This window comes from Sulfitobacter aquimarinus (assembly GCF_040149565.1).
Classification (GTDB): domain Bacteria; phylum Pseudomonadota; class Alphaproteobacteria; order Rhodobacterales; family Rhodobacteraceae; genus Sulfitobacter; species Sulfitobacter aquimarinus.
The window spans coordinates 64,188-83,888 of sequence record NZ_JBEFLO010000001.1 but is presented as its reverse complement, the minus strand read 5'-3'; the positions used below and the strand labels follow the sequence as shown (position 1 = coordinate 83,888).

21 protein-coding genes are annotated in these 19,701 nt (G+C 60.6%); 20 read left to right on the top strand and 1 reads right to left on the bottom strand.

The window, feature by feature from the left end:
- Positions 1-45 precede the first annotated feature (45 nt).
- The 4 genes from ABMC88_RS00395 to ABMC88_RS00380 all read left to right on the top strand — a co-directional run bounded on the left by ABMC88_RS00395 (position 46) and on the right by ABMC88_RS00380 (position 4,001).
- Complete coding sequence (locus ABMC88_RS00395; RefSeq protein ID WP_349574848.1) at positions 46-1,278, top strand: MFS transporter; 1,233 nt, start codon at positions 46-48, stop codon at positions 1,276-1,278.
- The gene (locus ABMC88_RS00390) at positions 1,275-2,669 is read left to right on the top strand and encodes an MATE family efflux transporter (RefSeq protein ID WP_349574847.1); all 1,395 of its coding nucleotides are present in this window, start codon (positions 1,275-1,277) and stop codon (positions 2,667-2,669) included. The genes ABMC88_RS00395 and ABMC88_RS00390 overlap by 4 nt, the downstream gene beginning before the upstream one ends.
- Positions 2,670-3,548, top strand: coding sequence for a 50S ribosomal protein L11 methyltransferase (locus tag ABMC88_RS00385; RefSeq protein ID WP_349574846.1), 879 nt, complete (start codon positions 2,670-2,672; stop codon positions 3,546-3,548).
- Positions 3,549-3,653: 105 nt separating this feature from the next.
- The gene (locus tag ABMC88_RS00380; RefSeq protein WP_349574845.1) at positions 3,654-4,001 is read left to right on the top strand and encodes a hypothetical protein; all 348 of its coding nucleotides are present in this window, start codon (positions 3,654-3,656) and stop codon (positions 3,999-4,001) included.
- A 153-nt stretch (positions 4,002-4,154) separates the two neighbouring features.
- Here the strand turns inward: ABMC88_RS00380 and ABMC88_RS00375 are convergent, their stop codons facing one another.
- Positions 4,155-4,373, bottom strand: a complete 219-nt coding sequence (locus tag ABMC88_RS00375; protein WP_349574844.1) for a DUF1127 domain-containing protein — start codon at positions 4,371-4,373, stop codon at positions 4,155-4,157.
- A gap of 345 nt (positions 4,374-4,718) precedes the next feature.
- Between ABMC88_RS00375 and ruvC the strand changes: the two genes are divergently transcribed.
- The 16 genes from ruvC (at position 4,719) to ABMC88_RS00295 (ending at position 19,672) form a co-directional block, all read left to right on the top strand.
- Positions 4,719-5,225: a crossover junction endodeoxyribonuclease RuvC gene (gene ruvC, locus ABMC88_RS00370; protein WP_349575547.1), complete on the top strand. Its 507-nt coding sequence runs from the start codon at positions 4,719-4,721 to the stop codon at positions 5,223-5,225.
- Positions 5,222-5,884 (top strand): Holliday junction branch migration protein RuvA, encoded by a 663-nt coding sequence (gene ruvA / locus ABMC88_RS00365; protein ID WP_349574843.1) that lies wholly within the window; start codon positions 5,222-5,224, stop codon positions 5,882-5,884. The genes ruvC and ruvA overlap by 4 nt, the downstream gene beginning before the upstream one ends.
- Before the next feature lie 93 nt (positions 5,885-5,977).
- Positions 5,978-6,997 carry a Holliday junction branch migration DNA helicase RuvB gene (ruvB, locus tag ABMC88_RS00360; RefSeq protein WP_349574842.1) on the top strand — a complete coding sequence of 340 codons (1,020 nt, stop codon included), beginning with the start codon at positions 5,978-5,980 and terminating at the stop codon, positions 6,995-6,997.
- Between the two features lie 51 nt (positions 6,998-7,048).
- Complete coding sequence (locus tag ABMC88_RS00355; RefSeq protein WP_349575546.1) at positions 7,049-7,678, top strand: hypothetical protein; 630 nt, start codon at positions 7,049-7,051, stop codon at positions 7,676-7,678.
- On the top strand, positions 7,675-8,061 hold the full coding sequence (ybgC, locus tag ABMC88_RS00350) for a tol-pal system-associated acyl-CoA thioesterase (protein WP_349574841.1): 387 nt from the start codon (positions 7,675-7,677) through the stop codon (positions 8,059-8,061). Before ABMC88_RS00355 ends, ybgC begins: the two co-directional genes overlap by 4 nt.
- A gap of 110 nt (positions 8,062-8,171) precedes the next feature.
- On the top strand, positions 8,172-8,867 hold the full coding sequence (tolQ, locus tag ABMC88_RS00345; RefSeq protein ID WP_349574840.1) for a protein TolQ: 696 nt from the start codon (positions 8,172-8,174) through the stop codon (positions 8,865-8,867).
- A gap of 3 nt (positions 8,868-8,870) precedes the next feature.
- Positions 8,871-9,344, top strand: a complete 474-nt coding sequence (gene tolR / locus ABMC88_RS00340) for a protein TolR (protein WP_349574839.1) — start codon at positions 8,871-8,873, stop codon at positions 9,342-9,344.
- A gap of 4 nt (positions 9,345-9,348) precedes the next feature.
- Positions 9,349-10,443, top strand: coding sequence for a cell envelope integrity protein TolA (tolA, locus tag ABMC88_RS00335; RefSeq protein WP_349574838.1), 1,095 nt, complete (start codon positions 9,349-9,351; stop codon positions 10,441-10,443).
- 59 nt (positions 10,444-10,502) lie between these two features.
- Positions 10,503-10,895: a cell envelope integrity protein TolA gene (gene tolA, locus ABMC88_RS00330; RefSeq protein ID WP_349574837.1), complete on the top strand. Its 393-nt coding sequence runs from the start codon at positions 10,503-10,505 to the stop codon at positions 10,893-10,895.
- The gene (gene tolB / locus ABMC88_RS00325; protein ID WP_349574836.1) at positions 10,892-12,226 is read left to right on the top strand and encodes a Tol-Pal system beta propeller repeat protein TolB; all 1,335 of its coding nucleotides are present in this window, start codon (positions 10,892-10,894) and stop codon (positions 12,224-12,226) included. The genes tolA (ABMC88_RS00330) and tolB overlap by 4 nt, the downstream gene beginning before the upstream one ends.
- Before the next feature lie 67 nt (positions 12,227-12,293).
- A complete protein-coding gene (gene pal, locus ABMC88_RS00320; protein WP_349574835.1) occupies positions 12,294-12,824 on the top strand; it encodes a peptidoglycan-associated lipoprotein Pal in 531 nt (176 codons plus the stop codon).
- A gap of 15 nt (positions 12,825-12,839) precedes the next feature.
- Positions 12,840-13,670, top strand: a complete 831-nt coding sequence (locus tag ABMC88_RS00315) for a tetratricopeptide repeat protein (RefSeq protein WP_349574834.1) — start codon at positions 12,840-12,842, stop codon at positions 13,668-13,670.
- The gene (gene tilS / locus ABMC88_RS00310; protein WP_349574833.1) at positions 13,661-14,929 is read left to right on the top strand and encodes a tRNA lysidine(34) synthetase TilS; all 1,269 of its coding nucleotides are present in this window, start codon (positions 13,661-13,663) and stop codon (positions 14,927-14,929) included. Before ABMC88_RS00315 ends, tilS begins: the two co-directional genes overlap by 10 nt.
- A gap of 78 nt (positions 14,930-15,007) precedes the next feature.
- A complete protein-coding gene (gene ftsH, locus ABMC88_RS00305; protein WP_349574832.1) occupies positions 15,008-16,933 on the top strand; it encodes an ATP-dependent zinc metalloprotease FtsH in 1,926 nt (641 codons plus the stop codon).
- A 109-nt stretch (positions 16,934-17,042) separates the two neighbouring features.
- Entirely contained in the window at positions 17,043-17,642 is a 600-nt protein-coding gene (locus tag ABMC88_RS00300) for an MOSC domain-containing protein (RefSeq protein WP_349574831.1), read from the top strand.
- A 353-nt stretch (positions 17,643-17,995) separates the two neighbouring features.
- Complete coding sequence (locus ABMC88_RS00295) at positions 17,996-19,672, top strand: formate--tetrahydrofolate ligase (protein WP_349574830.1); 1,677 nt, start codon at positions 17,996-17,998, stop codon at positions 19,670-19,672.
- The last annotated feature ends 29 nt before the right edge of the window (positions 19,673-19,701 follow it).

Here is a 19,701-nt window from a genome sequence, read left to right as displayed (position 1 = left end):
CAGATAGCTATCGCCTTTGGCGGCGGGCGGGCGTAAGGCTGGGGGATGATTGATTATCTGAGCCTTGAGGATGCCAAGCACCAGCCTGTCTGGCGGCGGCCGACGACGCTTTTGTTTGTGATGGCTTTGGCCATGCCGATTGCGTTTTTCACGTGGTATGCGTTGCTCAATAACTTTGTGCAGGAGGTGGCTGCCTTTGACGGGGCGGATATTGGCCTGTTGCATACGGTGCGCGAGATACCGGGGTTTTTGTCGTTTCTGGTGATCTATCTGATTATTGTCGTGCGCGAACAGGTCTTGGGGCTTGTTTCGCTTATGCTGCTGGGGGCGGCGACGGCGATCACCGCGTGGTATCCGCAGTTAACGGGGATTATGATCCTGACGTTCCTAAGCTCGGTCGGGTTTCATTATTATGAGACGGTAAACCAGTCGTTGCAGCTGCAATGGTTGCCCAAGGACCGCGCGCCGCAAATGCTGGGTTGGTTGATGGCGGCTGGGTCGGCGGCGACGTTTATTGTGTATTTCGTGATTATGATCCTGTGGGAGCCGTTGGGCCTCACTTATAACACTGTGTTCTTGGCGGGGGGCGGGATCACGGTTGCGGTGGCGTTGTTTGCGCTGCTGGCCTATCCGCAATACGAGAGCCCGCATCCGCAGATCAAAAAGCTGGTGCTGCGCAAACGCTATTGGCTGTATTATGCGTTGCAGTTCATGTCAGGTGCGCGGCGGCAGATATTTATGGTGTTTGCCGGCTTTATGATGGTCGAGAAGTTTGGATTTGCGGTGCATGAGGTGGCGGGGCTGTATTTGATCAATCTGGTTCTGAATATGGTCATTGCCCCCATGCTGGGCCGCATTGTCGCCCGTTTTGGAGAGCGCAATGCGCTGATATTTGAATATACGGGTCTTGTTTGTGTATTTCTGGCTTACGGCGGCGTGTATTTCTTTGACTGGGGGTTTCAGGTAGCGGCGGTGCTTTATGTGCTGGACCATATGTTCTTTGGGTTGGCTCTGGCGCTGAAGACCTACTTCCAGAAAATCGGCGCGCCCGGTGATATGGCGCCCACGGCGGCGGTGGCGTTTACGATCAACCATATTGCGGCAGTGTTTTTGCCTGTGTTGCTGGGGCTTTTGTGGCTTGTCTCGCCCGCGGCGGTGTTCTTGCTGGCGGCGGGGATGGCGTTTGTCTCGTTTGTGCTGGCGACGCTGATCCCGCGCCATCCCGAGGCGGGGTCTGAGACGGTGTTTGCTCTGCGCCGCCCACGGGTTGCGGAGTGAGCGCTCAGGGGCGGTTTCTGACGGGCTCGACCCTGGGGCATGTGGTGCGGATGACGGCGACAGGTGCGCTGGGCATTACGTTTGTGTTTATTGTGGATGCGGCGAACCTGTTGTGGATTTCGCAGCTGGGCGACAAACAGTTGGTTGCCGCCGTTGGCTTTGCCTATGCGGTGCAGTTCTTTTCCGTCTCGGTCGCGGTGGGGTTGATGATTGCGGCCACGGCCGTTGTGTCGCGCAGCATTGGCGCGGGGGACCGTGCGCGGGCGCGCAGGCAGGCGGGGGCTGCGGCGCTGATTGCGGCGCTCACGCTGGCGGTGGTGAGCGTGCTGATTGTATCGCTGCGGTATCAATTGGTCGGGTGGGCAGGTGCCAGCGGAGAGACGGCGCGGCTGGCTGCGCGGTATCTGGCAATTACGATTCCGTCGCTTGTTCCCATGTCGGCGGCTTTGGTCATGTCTGGGACATTGCGGGCCGATGGTTATGGCGCGAAGGCGATGTATATCACGCTGATTGCGGGGCTTGTGCTGCTGGTGATTGATCCGGTGTTGATCTTCTACATGGGCTGGGGGCTGGACGGAGCCGCGATCGGGCTGGTGCTGTTTCGCTTTGCGCTGCTGGCGCTGGCGGTGCGGTTTGCCGTTCTTCAGCTGAACCTTGTGGACCGCCCGCGGCTGCGCACCCTGCGCAACATCGGCGCACCTTTTGTGGCCGTGGCAATTCCCGCCATTGCCACGCAGATGAGCACACCTGTCGGCAACTATCTACTGACCCGTGTGATGGCGCCGTTTGGCGACGACGCTGTGGCGGCTTGGGCCGTGGTCGGGCGGCTGACGGTGGTGGTGTTCGGCGGTATCTTTGCGCTGAGCGGTGCGATTGGCGGGATCTTTGGCCAGAACTTTGGCGCGGGGCAATTGGACCGCGTGCGCAGCACCTACCGCGACGCGCTGATTTTCTGTTTCCTCTATACTCTGGTCGCGTGGGGGCTGTTTGTGGTGCTGGTGCCTTATGTGATTGCGACGTTTGATTTGCAGGGGCAGGGGGCGGATGTGCTGAATGCCTTTGCGGTGATCGGCGTGGGCGGTTTCATTTTCTTTGGCGCGCTGTTTGTGTCCAATGCGGCGTTCAACAATCTGGGCAAGCCTGCACGCTCGACCCTTGTGAACTGGATCAAGGACGGCGTGCTGGCGATGCCTGCGGCGATCTGGTTTGCGGGTATTTTTGGAGCCGCAGGCGTGATCTATGGCCAAGCGGCGGCGGGCATTATTGTCGGCGCAGCATCGGCCACTTGGGGTTGGTTCTACGTCAAAGGCTTGGGGCCGGCGGACACGCGCGGTCTTGACGCCGCGCCCGCGCCCCCCTACCCGAACCCCGACAGACACAGGAGCAGATAGATGCCAACCTTTACCGCCCTCACCACCCTGATGGGCCGCGACCCTGCATATAAACTGGGCGAGGCGATGGAAGCCATGACACCCGAGCCGACAGGCGTGGGCGTGTTCGAGGTCGAAGACGGATCGGGCCTGTGGGAAGTGGGCGGTTATTTCGAGGCAGAGCCTGATGCGGCGTCGCTTGCGCTGTTGGCCACCGCGATGGGGGCCAAGGCGTTTACCGTTTCCGAATTGCCCGAAACCGATTGGGTTGCCCATGTGCGGCGTGAGCTGGCCCCCGTTGAGGCGGGGCGCTTCTTTGTCTACGGCAGCCATGACGCTGATAAAGTTCCCGCGGATTGCGAGCCGCTGTTGATCGAGGCCGCGATGGCCTTTGGCACCGGCCACCACGGCACGACTCTGGGGTGTTTGCGGGCTTTGGACCGTTTGGCGCTGGACGGGTTTGTGGGCAAACGTGTCGTTGACATCGGCTGTGGCACTGCGGTGCTGGCGATGGGCGCTGCGCGGATCTGGTCCGACACGGTGCTGGCGTCCGACATTGACGAGGTCGCGGTAGACGTCGCACGGGCCAATGTGGTGGCCAACGGGCTGGAAGGCCGCGTGACCTGCGTTGAGGCAGCAGGCTTTGACCATCCCGATCTGAATGCCGCCGCGCCTTTCGATCTGGTCTTTGCCAATATCCTTAAAGGGCCGCTCGTCGCGCTAGCACCCGATATGGCGGGCGCGATGACACAGGACGGTTTTGCGATTCTTTCGGGGCTGTTGAACGAACAGGCGGACGAAGTGATCGAGGTTTATGCACGATCCGGCATCAATCTACATCACCGCGATAGCATTGGTGATTGGACGACGTTAACGCTTCGGAAGATGGACGCGAATTAACCCCATTTAAGGTGAATTTGCCGCATTTGCCCCATTCTTGCCACATTCGGTCGGTAAAAATTGAATCAACAATGGTGGGGGCTGTTGTTGAGAGAGACCGCTGCCATGGTTTACACAAAAGAAGACTTTCAATCGCGCCTGAAGGGCGTTGACCGCAAGAAATCAAAGATGTTGCGCCGCCGCTTTTCTGCACGGGTCGACAACAACGGTGTAATTTTCGCAAAGCCAAAGGCGCGCCGCCTGAGCTTTCCTCTCAAAGGGATTGTGTTCATGGTGCTGGGCTTTTTGTGCCTGAAGGCGCTGATGCTGTCCGCGAACGGCCCTGATGCCTACAGCGAGCGTTTGGCGACGCTGGAAAACGGCAATGTGGTTGAGGCGATGGGCGCACGCGTTCTGTCGGTTGATCCAGCCACTCAGTTCATTGCCGACAAAATTGGCCCGATGTTCCGCTAACATCTCATTTTCACGGTGGTGGCCTTCCGGGGGGAGGGGCCTGCCGTGAAAATTTTGCGTCTGTAGCACGCAAAACAAAAGCCGCGCCCGGAGCAATCCGGCGCGGCTTTTCTGTATTTCGATGGGGCCCCCTTTGGGCGACCCCGTTATCCGTTAGCGGATGAAATCGCTGCTTGCGACACTTGCGATGTCGCCGCGTGTCAGGCCAACGTCTGCCAGTTCGCGGTCGGTCAGATTGTGGAGGGCGCGTGCGGTTGTGCGGGCATCGTTCCATGCGATCGCGTAGCCGATCAGATTGGCGGTGCCTGCTGCAAAGCGGTTCGCAAATGCTGCAATGCCGTATGTCGTGCGGGAAGCGTCAAGAGATGTCATCATTACAGTCCTTCGTAGGTCGAGCGTGTGTCTAAATTATAATCGTCTTGAGCGGCAAATAGGCAGATTACGAAAACCGCGCAAGCCCCGCAAACGCGTATCGGATATGCGTTTTCTGCATAGCAGCATATTTGTGGCAAACCCCAATAAAACATGGTGTAATCGCGCTGAAATACTGTCGTATTTGTCTGTCTGGATGTCGCTTATGCCCTGTGTCCCTGTCGGTTTCTGGCTGACCCTTGGAAACTGCGGGGTTCGATGGGAATACGAAAAATTCTAGGCAATGTTCGCGTTTCGTGCTAATCGCTGCACAAAAGCAAAAGAAGCGAGAGGATAGGGCGGATGATACGGGTGATCGGTATTGATCCCGGCCTGCGGAATATGGGCTGGGGTGTGATTGATGTGGCGGGCAGCAAGCTGAGCCATGTCGCAAACGGAATTTGCCATTCTGCAACGGGTGTTGAGCTGGCGGAGCGTCTTTTGTCGCTGCATGCGCAGCTGACCCGCGTGTTCGCGACCTACCGCCCGCAGACCGCCGCGGTCGAGCATACGTTCGTGAACAAAGACGGCGTTGCGACCCTCAAACTGGGGCAGGCGCGGGGGATTGCCTTGTTGGTGCCTGCGCAGATGGGATTGGTCGTGGGCGAATATGCCCCCAATAACGTGAAGAAAACCGTCGTGGGTGTGGGCCATGCGGACAAAGGGCAAGTGCAGCATATGGTCAAGATGCAACTGCCCGGTGTTGATTTTAAAGGGCCTGATGCGGCGGATGCTTTGGCTGTTGCCATTACCCATGCGCATCACGGCGGGGCGTCCAGCTTTGCCGCGGCTGTCGCAAAGGCCAGCGCATGATTGGCAAGATTACAGGGCGGATTGATTACCGCGCCGCGGACCATGTGTTGATTGATGTGCGCGGTGTCGGGTATCTGGTTTTTTGCTCCGAGCGGACGTTGGCGGCGCTGCCACCCGTGGGCGAAGTGGCGGCGGTTTATACCGACATGCTGGTGCAAGAGACGAACTTGCAGCTTTTCGGGTTTACCACGCTGGCCGAGAAAGAGTGGCACAGGTTGTTGATAAGCGTGCAGGGCATCGGGGCGAAGGCTTCGTTGGCGATCCTCGGGGCGCTTGGCCCTGACGGGGTGAGCCGTGCGATTGCACTGGGCGATTGGAACGCGGTGAAGGCGGCCAAAGGGGTCGGCCCCAAGATCGCGCAACGTGTTGTGATGGACCTGAAGGACAAGGCCCCTGCGATGATGGCCATGGGCGGCACCGTGGCCGAGGCGCTGGGCGATGCGGAGGCTGAAGTGATCGAGACGCCCGCACCGCGCCGCAAACCAGCCCCCGCGCCCAATGCAAGTGCGCAATCAGAGGCGTTGTCGGCTTTGGGCAATCTGGGCTACAGCCCCGGGGATGCGGCGGGTGCTGTGGCGCAAGCGGCGGGTGAGGCTCCTGACGCTGATACGCCTGCGCTGATCCGTGCGGCGTTGAAACTTCTGGCGCCAAGAGAGTAATGTGCGCTCATCGCTCCGTCGGAGCGTTACGCTTTTGCGCCGCAGGGGCGTTCGCTCATCGCTGGCCTTTGGCCGCTCTTCGCTGGGGACGACATGATAGATAGTGATCCGATTGTGCGGCCCGAGGGCATGCCGGAAGATTTTGACCGCGCGTTGCGTCCGCAGATGCTGGATGAGTTCGTGGGGCAGGCCGAAGCGCGTGCCAACCTGAAGGTGTTTATCCAAAGCGCCAAGCAACGCGAAGAGGCGATGGACCATACATTGTTCCATGGCCCGCCTGGCTTGGGTAAGACGACGCTGGCACAGATTATGGCGCGGGAGTTGGGGGTCGGCTTTCGCATGACTTCGGGGCCTGTACTGGCCAAGGCGGGTGATCTGGCTGCGATCCTGACCAATCTGGAAGCCCGCGATGTGCTGTTTATCGACGAAATCCACCGCTTGAACCCCGCGGTTGAGGAGGTCTTGTACCCCGCGCTGGAGGACTTCGAGCTGGATCTGGTGATCGGCGAGGGGCCAGCGGCGCGGACCGTGCGGATTGAGTTGCAGCCCTTTACGCTGGTGGGGGCGACGACGCGGATGGGCTTGCTGACCACGCCTTTGCGCGATCGCTTTGGCATTCCGACGCGGTTGCAATTCTACACCGAAGACGAGCTGTTCATTATTGTCGAGCGCAACGCCCGCAAGCTGGGCGCGCCTGCGGATGAGGGCGGCGCCCGTGAGATCGCCAAGCGCGCCCGCGGCACCCCGCGGATAGCGGGGCGTTTGTTGCGCCGCGTTGTGGACTTTGCTGTGGTTGAAGGTGACGGGCGTGTGACGCGGGAATTGGCGGATATGGCGCTGACGCGACTGGGGGTGGACCATCTGGGGCTGGATGGTGCGGACCGACGGTATTTGAAGCTGATTGCCGAGAACTATCAGGGTGGGCCTGTGGGGATCGAGACGATGTCGGCGGCGCTGAGTGAATCGCGGGATGCGTTGGAAGAAGTGATTGAGCCGTTCTTGTTGCAGCAAGGGTTGATCCAGCGCACACCGCGTGGGCGGATGTTGGCGCAAAAGGCTTGGGTGCATCTGGGGATGGAGCCTCCGAAACGGGATGTTGACCTGTTTGGCTGAGTTCGGGATTGAGTTTAAGGGCAAAATAAAGAGGGGCTTTGGGGCATGACAATGGGACCTGAGCAGATAGAGGCGTTGTTTACACGGGCAGACGGGGAGTTTGTCTTTGCGCGTTGGGGGCGGCCGATTGCGCCTGTGGTCTTCGGCGTTGAGGACGAGACTTTGCAGGTTGTGAAGGGCGCGTTGGAGGCGGTGGCGGCGTTGGCGGGTCACAAGATGGCCGAGACGGATATGGAGCTTGGCTCTAACTTCATGGTATTTTTCTTTGAAGACTGGGCGGAGTTGCTGGACGTGCCGGGGATGGACCGGTTGGTGCCTGATCTGGGGCCATTGGTTGAAAAGCTGTCGGGCGCCGATGCGAACCAGTACCGGTTTTTCCGCTTTGACGAGGCGGGCGCGATCAAGGCGTGCTTTGTGTTCTTGCGGATGGATGCGCATCTGAGTGCGGTGCCTGCGCAGACATTGGCGTTGAGCCAGGTTGTACAGTCTTATCTGCTGTGGTCGGATACGGCGTTTCGTGCCCAGTCGCCTTTGGCAGTGGTGCAGGACAAGACGATTTTGCGCCCTGACATCGCTGGGTTGATACGGGCGGCTTATGATCCGGTTTTACCTGCGGCGGCAATGGACCCGAGCCATGCGCTGCGGTTGTTTGCGCGTATGTCCGTGGGGGATGTGCAGTGATCCACCGCAAAAAAATGCGCGTCTATTACGAAGACACGGACATGGCGGGCATCGTCTATTACGCCAATTACCTGCGGTACATTGAACGCGCCCGCAGTGATTGGGTCCGTGATGTGGGCATTGACCAGCTGGCGATGAAAGAGGCGGGCGTTGTTTTTGCCGTGCGCCGTGTCGAGGCGGATTATGTCACGCCTGCGCGATTTGATGATGTGTTGGAGGTGCGTACCACGCTTGAGAGTTTGAGTGCGGCCAAGATGGTCATGGCTCAGGAAGTCTGGCGCGGGGAGACGCTGGTTTTCAGTGCTAAAGTCTTGATCGTGTGTATCGGTGCATCGGGCAAACCTGTGCGGTTGCCAGCGGAATGTCGCCTGCTGGAGGCGTGAACGGGCGGCAATACGCTTGGCCCTCGCTTTTTGGTTTTCGCTGCGTTAGTTTAGCTGCAAATGGAGCCTGAGAACAGGCCCGCATAAGGCAGTAGAGTAGAGCAACAGACATGCAAACAGCATTGATCGCGGCCGAAATCGGCGGCAGCATTACCGTATGGGGCATGTTTGCCCAAGCGACGTTTACCGTAAAACTTGTGATGATCGCACTTGTGGTGGCCAGTTTCTGGACGTGGTCGATCATCGTGCAAAAGACCATCCAGTACCGCGCTGCAAAGCGCGAGGCGGAAGAATTCGACCGCGCCTTTTGGTCGGGCGAGCCGTTGGATGGCCTCTATGACCAAATCGGCCCCGAGCCGTCGGGGGCGGCGCAGAAGATATTTGCCGCCGGCATGACCGAATGGCGCCGCTCGCACCGCGAGGATGGCGGTTTGATCCCCGGTGCCACCGCGCGGATTGACCGCAGCATGGATGTGGCCATCGCCAAAGAGGCGGAGCGGTTGCAGAAGGGTTTGCCTGTGCTAGCGACCACGGGGTCCACGGCCCCCTTTGTTGGTCTGTTCGGTACGGTTTTCGGCATCATGAACGCGTTCATCGAGATTGCAGAGCAGCAAAACACCAACCTTGCTGTCGTGGCCCCCGGCATTGCCGAGGCGCTGTTGGCGACCGGTCTGGGTCTTTTGGCCGCGATCCCTGCGGTGGTGTTTTACAATAAACTGAACGCGGACAGTGACCGTATCCTTGGCGGGTACGAGGCGTTCGCGGATGAGTTCGCCACCATCCTCAGCCGCCAGTTGGACGGTTGAGCCATGGCGGGTGGTGTCATGCAAAGCGGTGGCAAAGGCGGCGGGCGGCGCAGGCGGCGCGGCGGCGCACAGCCTATGGCCGAGATCAACATCACGCCGTTTGTGGACGTGATGCTGGTGCTGCTGATTATCTTCATGGTCGCGGCCCCGCTGTTGACGGTGGGCGTGCCGGTTGAACTGCCCAAAACCGCCGCCTCGGCTCTGCCTGCCGAGCAGGAAGAGCCGCTGACGGTTACGCTCACCGCTGAAGGTTCGGTGCAGATCATGAACACCGAGACCGCCCGAGACGAGCTGGTCGCCAAGCTGCGTGCCGTTGCCGCCGAGCGTGAAGGCGACCGCGTCTTCCTGCGGGCGGATGGTGCGGTGCCGTATAGCGCGGTGATGGAGATTATGGGCGCGCTTAATGCGGGCGGGTTTACCAATATCGGTCTGGTGACGGATATCGGCGGGCCGACGCTGGACGGCTCCGGGAACTAGGCCGATGTCGCGGGCGCGGAAAACGGGCAATATCGTATCGGGTGCGGGGCATGCGGCTTTCATCGGCTGGGTGCTTTTTGGAGGTATGTTCACCTCGCGTCCCGATCCGGTTGAGGTGCAGGAGGCGGCGATGATCTCTGGGGCTGAGTTTCAGGCGCTGGTGGATGCGGCGCGTCAACCTGTAGAGGTCGCGCCCGAGCCTGTGCCCGCAGCACCAGACCCTGTCGAGGACGCGCCAGAAGTTGATGCCGCCACGCCAGAACCGCAGCCCGCCCCCGCGCCAGAGGTGGCAGAGCCTGCCGAGGAGCCAGTGGAAGAGACCGCGCCCGATGTCTCGGACGCAGCGCCCGAATTGCCGGAGCCAGCCGCCGAAGTGACAGTGGACGACGCCCCCGTCGCCGAAACACCGGTCGAGCGCCCCGCCGAGGTGATCGCACCTGACCCCGCACCTGCGCCAGAGCCCGAAGCGGTGGAACAGCCAGAGCCGCAAGAGGCAGTGATCCCCGAAGAAACAGGCGAGACGGTCGAGCCGCCACAAGAGGCAGCCGAGACGCCGCAAACCAGTGACCGTATCGTGACCGAGGCAGACACAGCCCCCGCCGCCGCGCCCAATGCCTCAATGCGCCCGCCTGCGCGCAGGCCCTCTGCGCCGCGGCCCGTCCAGACGACCGAAGCCCCGAGCCAGCCTGAAACGGACGACAGCGATGCGGTGGATGCTGCTGTGCAGGCGGCGTTGGAGGCGGCGCTCAGTTCGGCCACAAATGATGTGCCCACAGGTCCGCCGATGTCATCGGGCGAAAAGGACGCGCTGCGTCTGGCCGTTCAGGGCTGTTGGAACGTGGATCCCGGTGCGCGGTGGGCACAGACCACTGTGACCGTTGCCATGAATATGACCCAAGACGGCAAAGTCGTCGGCAACTCGCTGCGGATGATCGCCAGCGAAGGTGGTGATGCGTCTACCGCCAATGCGGCCTTCGGGGCGGCGCGGCGGGCGATTTTGCTGTGCCAGAAAGACGGCTATCCGCTGCCACCCGAGAAATACGGCCAGTGGCAAGAGATCGAGATGACCTTCAACCCCGAACGGATGCGGATCAGATGAGGGGAGGAATGCTCATCCCCGTTGTTGTGTGTCTGGCCTCAGTTGCCGGCGCTAAAACGGTGTCGCATGCACCAGACTATCTGAGCATGTCCGCGTTTGCGGCCCCAATGACGCCCCGCCCCGCGCAACATATTCTTGCCGCCAGCAACGATAACGCGATGAGCAGTGCAGAGCGCAGCGCGCTTGGGCAACAAATCTTGGCCTGTTGGTTGCCGCCCCAAGGGGCGGTGCCTGTCACGGTGGCCTTTTCGCTGGACCGCAGCGGGCGGCCTGTTGCAGGCTCCGTCACGCTGCGCGGCACGGGGCAGGGCATGGCAAAGGCGTCTTACCACGCGGCCAAACGGGCGGTTTTACGCTGTGGGCGCGGCGGCTTTGACCTGCCGGTTGAGAAATACGCAAAATGGCGGAATATTGAACTGACGTTCGACCCTGAAAGGACGAATTTGCGATGAAATACCTGAGTATATGTTTGGCGCTCCTCTGCGCCTTTGGTTTTGCCGCCAGCTTTGCGGCACCCGCACAAGCGCAGCAAGGCCCGCTGCGTATCACGATCGAGGAAGGCATCATCAAGCCGCTGCCTTTTGCCGTGCCCGATTTTCAGGCAGAGACGGGCGAGGCAGGGCAGCTTGCCGCCGATCTGGCCCGTGTGGTTGCAGCCGACCTACAAGGGACGGGCGTGTTTCGCGAGATCCCTGCCTCGGCATTTATCGCGGACTACTCAGACTTCAATGCAGCCGTGTCGTTCCCCGACTGGAAAGCGATCAACGCGCAGGCGCTGGTCACGGGCGCTGTGGCCGTAAATGGCACTTCGGTCAACGTAAAATTCCGCGTCTATGACGTGGTATCCGGCACCGCATTGGGCGAGGGGTTGCAGTTTTCGGGCACCACCGAAGGCTGGCGTCGCATGGCCCATAAGGTCGCGGACGAAGTCTATAAACGCATCACGGGCGAGGGCGGATATTTCGACAGCCGCGTGGTATATGTGTCCGAGACAGGGCCAAAGAACGAGCGCCAGAAGCGGCTTGCGATCATGGATTATGACGGCGCCAACGTCAGCTACCTGACCGACAGCAGCGCCATTGTGCTGGCCCCGCGTTTCTCGCCCTCGGGCGACCGCGTGCTGTACACCAGCTACGAGTCAGGCTTTCCGCGGATTTATGTGCTCGACATAGGCTCGGTCCAGCGGCGGGTGTTGGAGAGCGGCGACGGCACGATGAGCTTCGCGCCGCGGTTCTCGCCTTCGGGGCAGACCGTTGTCTTCTCGCTGTCGCAGGGCGGCAATACAGACATCTACACGATGGACATAAACTCGGGCCAGTCCGTGCGCCTGACCAACACCCCCTCGATCGAGACCGCGCCCAGCTTCAGCCCCGATGGCTCGAAGATTGTGTTCGAGAGCGACCGCTCAGGCTCGCCGCAGTTGTATGTCATGTCCGCAGGCGGCGGCGAAGCGCAGCGCATTTCATTCGGCCAAGGGCGTTATGGCACGCCCGTGTGGTCGCCACGCGGCGATCTGGTGGCCTTTACCAAACAAAACGCGGGCCGTTTCCACATTGGCGTTATGCGCACGGACGGCTCCGAAGAACGCCTGCTCACGGCATCGTTTCTGGACGAAGGCCCGACATGGGCGCCAAATGGCCGCGTGATCATGTTCACCCGTGAGACGCAGGGCGAGGGCGGTGCATCCTCACTCTATTCCGTGGACATCACAGGCCGCGTATTGCGCAAGGTGGACACCCCCCAAGGCGGCTCTGACCCAAGCTGGTCACCGCTGCAAAAGTAACCCTTTGCCCCGCCGCCCTGCGGTGTGGTATCTAAAAGTTAATAACACCCTTAAGAGGTCGAAGCAGATGAAACTACTCCCCATGAGCCTTCTGGTCGCAGCCGTTGCGCTGTCGGCCTGTACCAATCCCAACCGTTTTGGTGCCAACGATGACGCGCTTGCGAATCCTGTGCCTTCGGGGACGTTGCAGCCCTCGAACGGGATCGTACCGGGCAGCGCGAATGACCCGACCTCGACCGCGTATTTCAATCAGACCGTGGGTGACCGCGTGCTGTTCGAGGTCGATCAGTCGACGCTGACCGCCGCAGGCCGCGCCACGCTGGACGGGCAGGCGGGCTGGCTTGCCACCAACACAGATTACCAAGCCGTGATCGAAGGCCACGCGGACGAGCAAGGCACACGCGAATACAACCTTGCCCTTGGCGCACGCCGCGCCAATGCGGCCCGCGAATACCTTCTGTCCAAAGGCGTGCCAGCCGCCCGCTTGCGGGTTGTCAGCTACGGCAAGGAACGCCCGATCGAGATTTGCTCGAACGAGGCATGCTACGCCAAGAACCGCCGCGCTGTGACTGTGCTGGCGGGTGGCCAGACAAGTTAAGAAGGAAGACGTAGGATGCGGTTTGCATTTATCTTTGCGGTCGTTCTGGGCGGGGTCGGGTTTTCCGCCCTGCCGATGGCGGCCAATGCGCAGGACGCGCAAACCCTCGCCGACATCCGCCAGGAGCTGGTGACGTTGAGCGTCGAGATGACCAAGCTCAAGCGCGAGCTGTCGACCACGGGCAATGCAGGCGGTGTGCAACTGCCCGCCTCTGTGCTGGACCGCGTCAACGCGATGGAGAGCGAGCTTGCCCGCGTCACCTCCAAGACCGAAGAGCTGGAGTTTCGCATCAACCGCATCGTCGATGACGGCACGCGGCGCGTCGCGGACCTTGAGTTCCGTTTGGTAGAGCTTGAGGGCGGCGATATTTCGACCCTCGGGGAGACCAGCACCTTGGGCGGCGACGGGCAGGCCAGTGCGCCCGCTCCTGCGCCCGCCCCCCAAACCGATACCAGCCAGCTCGCCGTGGGCGAGCGTGACGATCTTGAGCGGGCGCAGGAGGCGCTCGCATCCGGTGACTTTCGCACCGCCGCAGACCAGCTTGCGACCTTCAATCAGACCTACCCGGGCTCTCCAGTAGCGGCACAAGTGGATTTGTTGCGCGGTGATGCGCTGACGGGCCTTGGCGACACGCGCGAAGCGGCGCGGGCCTATCTGGGCAGCTTTGGCGCGGTGCCGACTGGCCCCGTTGCCCCCGAAGCCTTGTTCAAACTGGGCGCGGCCCTTGGCGCATTGGGCCAAACCTCAGAGGCCTGCGTGACCTTGGGCGAAGTCCCAAGCCGTTTCGCCGACAGCCCCTTTGCTCCCCAAGCGCAGGCCGAGCAGGCCAAGCTGGGATGCAGCTAGATCAGGCATGGGTGATGCAGCAGGGCGAAGACGCCATGTTGCTTCATGGTGTCGACCGTGCCTTTGGCACTGATCTGCCTGCCCGCATTGGCATTGCGGTGTCGGGCGGCGGTGACAGCGTGGCGTTGCTGCACCTTTTCGTGCGGTGGTCGGCGCAAACGGGTCATCCCATTGCTGCCGTGACCGTGGACCACGGCCTGCGCAGTGAAAGCCGCGCCGAGGCGGAAGGCGTCGCACATCTGTGCCGGTCGCTGGGCGTGCCGCATGATATTCTGACATGGCAACGCCCTGATATAGCAGGCAATCTGGCGGCTGCTGGACGTAATGCCCGCTACGATCTGATGGCGCAGTGGGCGCAGCAGAATGGCATTGGCGGCATTGCTTTGGGCCATACCATCGACGACACGGCCGAGAATTTCCTGATCCGCTTGGGGCGCTCAGCGGGTCTTGACGGGTTGGCCGAGATGCAAGCGCGATTTGTACGGCACGGCATCACTTGGGTCCGCCCCTTGTGGCAACAAAGCCGCGAGGCGTTGCGGGCCTATCTGCGTCGCCACGATGTCCCGTGGGTCGAAGACCCAAGCAACGACGACCCCAAATACATGCGCACCCGCGCCCGCACCCTGCTGCCGCAACTGGCCGAACTGGGTATCGATGCCCAAGCGATCCACCACTCGGCCTATGCGCTGCGTCAGGCCCAAAGCGCTTTGGCGCATTATACCCGACAGGCCGCTGCGCAGCATGTGGTGCAACAAGGCGGCGACCTTCTGCTCCCCGCGCAACTTCCCACGGATGTCCCCCCCGAGATCGAGAGACGCCTGACTGTGGCCGCCCTGCAATGGGTCGGATCAAACCCCTATCCCCCGCGCAAGATTTTCGCGGGAAGCCTTGGCCATGAACTGATGGACCAGCCGCGTACAACGCAAAGCGGCTGTTTGATTATGAAGCGCAAAGACCATTTTCACATCACCCGCGAATATAATGCGGTTAAGGATTTGGTAACAGCTACGGATGTAGCGTGGGATCAACGCTGGCGGCTGATCGGGCCACATGCGCCAGAGCTAACGATACGCGCGCTGGGGAAGGCTGTCGCAGAGGTGCCGGACTGGCGCGCCTGCGGCATGCCGCGCCAGTCTTTGATGGCCTCGCCCGCGATTTGGCGGGGGGATACGTTGATTGCGGCACCTGTTGCGGGCTGGGGTGGAGAATGGACTGCACAGATCTTCGCAGACTTCACCTCTTTCTTGCTTTCGCATTGAACAAATCGCGGCAGCCTCTATCTTAGGCACGTGGCGCAGAGAGTCTCTTTGTGCCGATACGTATTCAGGAGAGTTTCCTTGGGCAATTTTCGCAATCTCGCGTTTTGGGCTGTATTACTGATCCTCGTTTTCTCGTTGTTCAATCTGTTCAACGGCGGCAGCAGCGGGTCCATGCAAAACCGTGAGATCAGCTACTCAGATTTCATCGCCTCTGTCGAGAATGGCAATGTCAGCAACGTCACCCTTGACGGGGAGCAGGTGCGCTTCAAGCAATCGGACGGCACTGACTATGTCACGATCAAACCCATCGACGCCGAGGTAACCAAGCTGTTGACAGACAACAGCATTCCCTTCCGCGCCGAAAGCCAGCAGGAAAGCGGCTTGCAGACATTCCTTGTCTCGCTTTTGCCCATTCTGCTGCTGATCGGGGTGTGGATTTACTTCATGAACCGGATGCAGGGCGGCGGTAAGGGCGGTGCAATGGGTTTTGGCAAATCCAAAGCCAAGATGTTGACCGAGAAGCATGGCCGCGTGACGTTTGATGACGTTGCAGGCATCGACGAGGCGAAAGAAGAGCTCGAAGAGATCGTGGAATTCCTGCGCAATCCGCAGAAGTTCAGCCGTTTGGGTGGCAAGATTCCCAAAGGCGCGTTGCTTGAGGGTCCTCCCGGCACCGGTAAAACACTGCTTGCGCGTGCGATTGCGGGCGAAGCAGGTGTGCCGTTCTTCACCATTTCGGGGTCCGACTTTGTCGAGATGTTCGTCGGCGTGGGTGCGTCCCGCGTGCGCGACATGTTCGAGCAAGCCAAGAAAAACGCGCCTTGCATTGTATTCATTGATGAAATCGACGCTGTGGGCCGTCACCGTGGCGCCGGTTACGGCGGCGGCAACGACGAGCGGGAGCAAACGCTCAACCAATTGCTGGTCGAGATGGACGGTTTTGAAGCCAACGAAGGTGTAATCATCATCGCGGCCACCAACCGTAAAGACGTTCTGGACCCTGCGCTGTTGCGTCCGGGCCGTTTTGACCGTCAGGTGACCGTCGGCAACCCCGACATCAAAGGCCGTGAGAAGATCCTTGGCGTGCACGCCCGCAAGACCCCGCTGGGTCCTGACGTTGATCTGCGCATCATTGCCCGCGGCACGCCCGGTTTCTCGGGCGCTGATCTGGCAAACCTCGTGAATGAAGCGGCGCTGACCGCTGCGCGTGTTGGCCGCCGTTTCGTCGCCATGCTCGATTTCGAGAGCGCGAAAGACAAGATCATGATGGGCGCCGAGCGTCGGTCGATGGTGCTCACGCAAGACCAGAAGGAAAAGACCGCCTACCATGAGGCGGGCCACGCGATTGTCGGCATCAAACTGCCGAAATGTGACCCGGTCTACAAAGCGACCATCATCCCGCGTGGCGGTGCCCTTGGCATGGTGATGAGCCTGCCTGAAATGGACAAGCTGCAAATGTTCAAGGATGAAGCCGAAGAGCGGATCGCCATGACCATGGCGGGCAAAGCGGCCGAGATCTGGAAATACGGCGCGGCCTCTGTCTCGTCTGGGCCTGTGGGCGACATCATGCAAGCCAGCCAGCTGGCACGCGCCATGGTGATGCGCTACGGCATGTCCGACAAGGTCGGCAATATCGACTATCAAGAAGCGGCTGCTGGCTATCAGGCCAATGGCGGGGCGGGCGGCTTTAGCGTCTCTGCCGCAACGAAAGAGCTGATTGAGGAAGAGGTCAAGCGCATCATCGACGAAGGCTATGCGCTCGCCTACAAACTGATCGAGGATCACGCAGACGAATTCGAGCGTTTGGCCCAAGGCCTGCTTGAGTACGAAACACTGACGGGTGACGAGATCAAGCGCGTGATGGCGGGCAACCCCCCGACCGAGCCTGACGACGAGGATGACACATCCGACAGCGGCTCAGCCCCTAGCGTGACGGCGATCCCGAAGGCCAAAGGCAAGAAATCACCGCCTAGCGGCGGGATGGAGCCTGAACCCTCTGTCTGATCACTTTGCGTGATATCGACGACACAAGTTATGATGGGCCCCGCGATCTGCGGGGCCTTTTCTTTTGTCCAGAGCTGCCGCACTCTGCGCCCGTAAACAGGAGGCCCCCATGGCAGAGCACCGCACAACCGACATTTACGGCACGATTACCTGGCTGGGAAAAGTACCGCTGGACAGGCCCAACATCCGCTCGCAAGCGGTGGATCATGTGCGCGCCACCTATGCAGGATTTGAGGGTGATTATCACGGCGGCGTGACGCGGGCCTCTTGTGTGCGGGTCACGGGGCGGCACGCGAAGGGTACTGAAATCCGCAACACGCGCCAATTGTCGATCCTCTCCGCCGAGGAGATGGCGCAAGTGGCGGCAACGATGGGTCTGGACGTGCTGGAGCCCGAGCATCTCGGCGCGTCGATCATCCTTGAGGGTATTCCCGACTTCACCCACCTGCCACCCGCCTCGCGCCTTCAAGCCGAGAGCGGCGCGACGATTGTGATTGATGTCGAAAACGGCCCCTGCAACTTCCCCGCCCGCGAGATCGAGAGCGACAGCCCCGGTCATGGCAAGGCGTTCAAATCGGCGGCAAGGGGCAGGCGCGGTGTGACCGCGTGGATCGAGCGGGAGGGCGACCTTGCGGTGGGCGACAGGCTGAGGCTGTTTGTGCCTGATCAGCGACCGTGGGCACCTGAGCGCTCTGACGACGCAGGCTGATTTCTCGTTCTGGCAGGTTCGGGAGGACGCCTACCTGCCGCTGCTTCCGGGCGATATCTTGGGCGGGGCGACGATGTGCAAAGGCTACCCCAGCCTCTCTCGTATCTCACCAGCGGCACGCGCAAACGGTTGATGGAGTGCCGTATGGGTCTTTGGCCACCTGACGCCGCTTTGTGTGAGCAGTTTAAAACCGGCGATAATGCAGAAGCGGCAATTCGTTTCTTAAACGAAACGAAGGTTCCAACCCGCGCCGCAAGTTGCGTGGAAAATGTCGTAATTCTGACGTGGGAACCTCGCGTGCCCTAGTATGCAGCAGATAGTATCTGACGCAACGGCACTTAATGGGGAATACCATGGCTTACAAAACCGACATTCAAATCGCACGCGAAGCGTCCAAGAAACCCATTCAGGAGATTGGCGCGAAGCTGGGTATTTCCAGCGATGACCTGCTGCCTTACGGTCACGACAAAGCGAAGGTGAGCCAGAGCTTCATCAATTCGGTTCAGGACCGCGAAGATGGCAAGCTGATCCTTGTGACCGCGATCAACCCCACGCCTGCGGGTGAGGGGAAGACAACGACGACTGTGGGTCTGGGCGATGGTCTGAACCGCATCGGCAAGAACGCTGCCGTCTGTATCCGCGAAGCGTCATTGGGGCCGAACTTTGGGATGAAAGGCGGGGCCGCTGGCGGTGGCTATGCCCAGATCGTGCCGATGGAAGAGATGAACCTGCACTTCACCGGCGACTTCCACGCGATCACTTCTGCCCACTCGCTTTTGTCTGCGATGATCGACAACCATATCTATTGGGGCAACGCGCTGGAGATTGACACGCGCCGCGTTGTCTGGCGCCGTGTGGTGGACATGAACGACCGTGCGCTGCGCCAGATCACGGCGAGCCTTGGCGGTGTGGCCAACGGCTTCCCGCGTGAGGCGGGTTTTGACATCACCGTGGCCTCCGAGGTCATGGCGATCCTGTGTCTGGCGAAAAATTTGGCGGACCTGCAAGAGCGTCTGGGCGCCATGATCGTGGCCTATCGCCGTGACAAGTCGCCCGTATTTGCCCGCGATATCAAGGCGCATGGCGCGATGACCGTGCTGTTGAAAGACGCGATGCAGCCCAATATTGTGCAGACGCTCGAAAACAACCCCGCCTTTGTGCATGGCGGTCCTTTTGCGAATATCGCGCACGGCTGTAACTCGGTCATTGCGACGACCACGGCGCTGAAGCTGGCGGATTATGTCGTGACGGAAGCGGGCTTTGGTGCCGATCTGGGGGCTGAAAAGTTCCTCAACATCAAATGCCGCAAGGCGGGGCTTGCCCCGTCGGCTGTGGTGGTTGTGGCCACGGTGCGCGCGATGAAGATGAATGGCGGCGTGGCCAAAGCGGACCTTGGCAACGAAAATGTGGACGCGGTCAAGAACGGCTGCGCGAACCTTGGCCGTCACATCGAGAACATGAAATCCTTTGGTGTGCCTGTGGTTGTGGCGATCAACCATTTTGTCACCGACACGGATGCCGAAGTGCAGGCAGTGAAGGATTACGTCGCGACCCAAGGGTCCGAGGCCGTTCTGTCGCGCCACTGGGAATTGGGCTCGGAAGGGTCTGCCGATCTGGCGGCCAAAGTGGTCGAGACCATCGAGAAGGGCGAGGCGGACTTCGCGCCGATTTATCCTGATGACATGGGGCTGGCCGATAAGATCAACACGATCGCGACCAAAATCTACCGTGCGGATAGCGCGCAGATGGACCAAAAGATCCTCAACCAGTTGAAGGATTGGGAAGATCAGGGCTATGGCAATTTGCCTGTTTGTATGGCGAAAACGCAGTACAGCTTTACCACTGATCCAGCCGAGCGCGGCGCGCCGACGGGGTTTGACATCCCTGTGCGTGAGGTGCGTTTGAGCGCGGGCGCGGGCTTTGTCGTGGCGATCTGCGGTGAGATCATGACCATGCCGGGTCTGCCGCGCGTGCCTTCTGCGGAAAGCATCGGGTTGAATGATGCGGGCGAAGTCGAAGGCTTGTTCTAGAAGCTGAACGGGTTAGAAAGCGGGAGGAG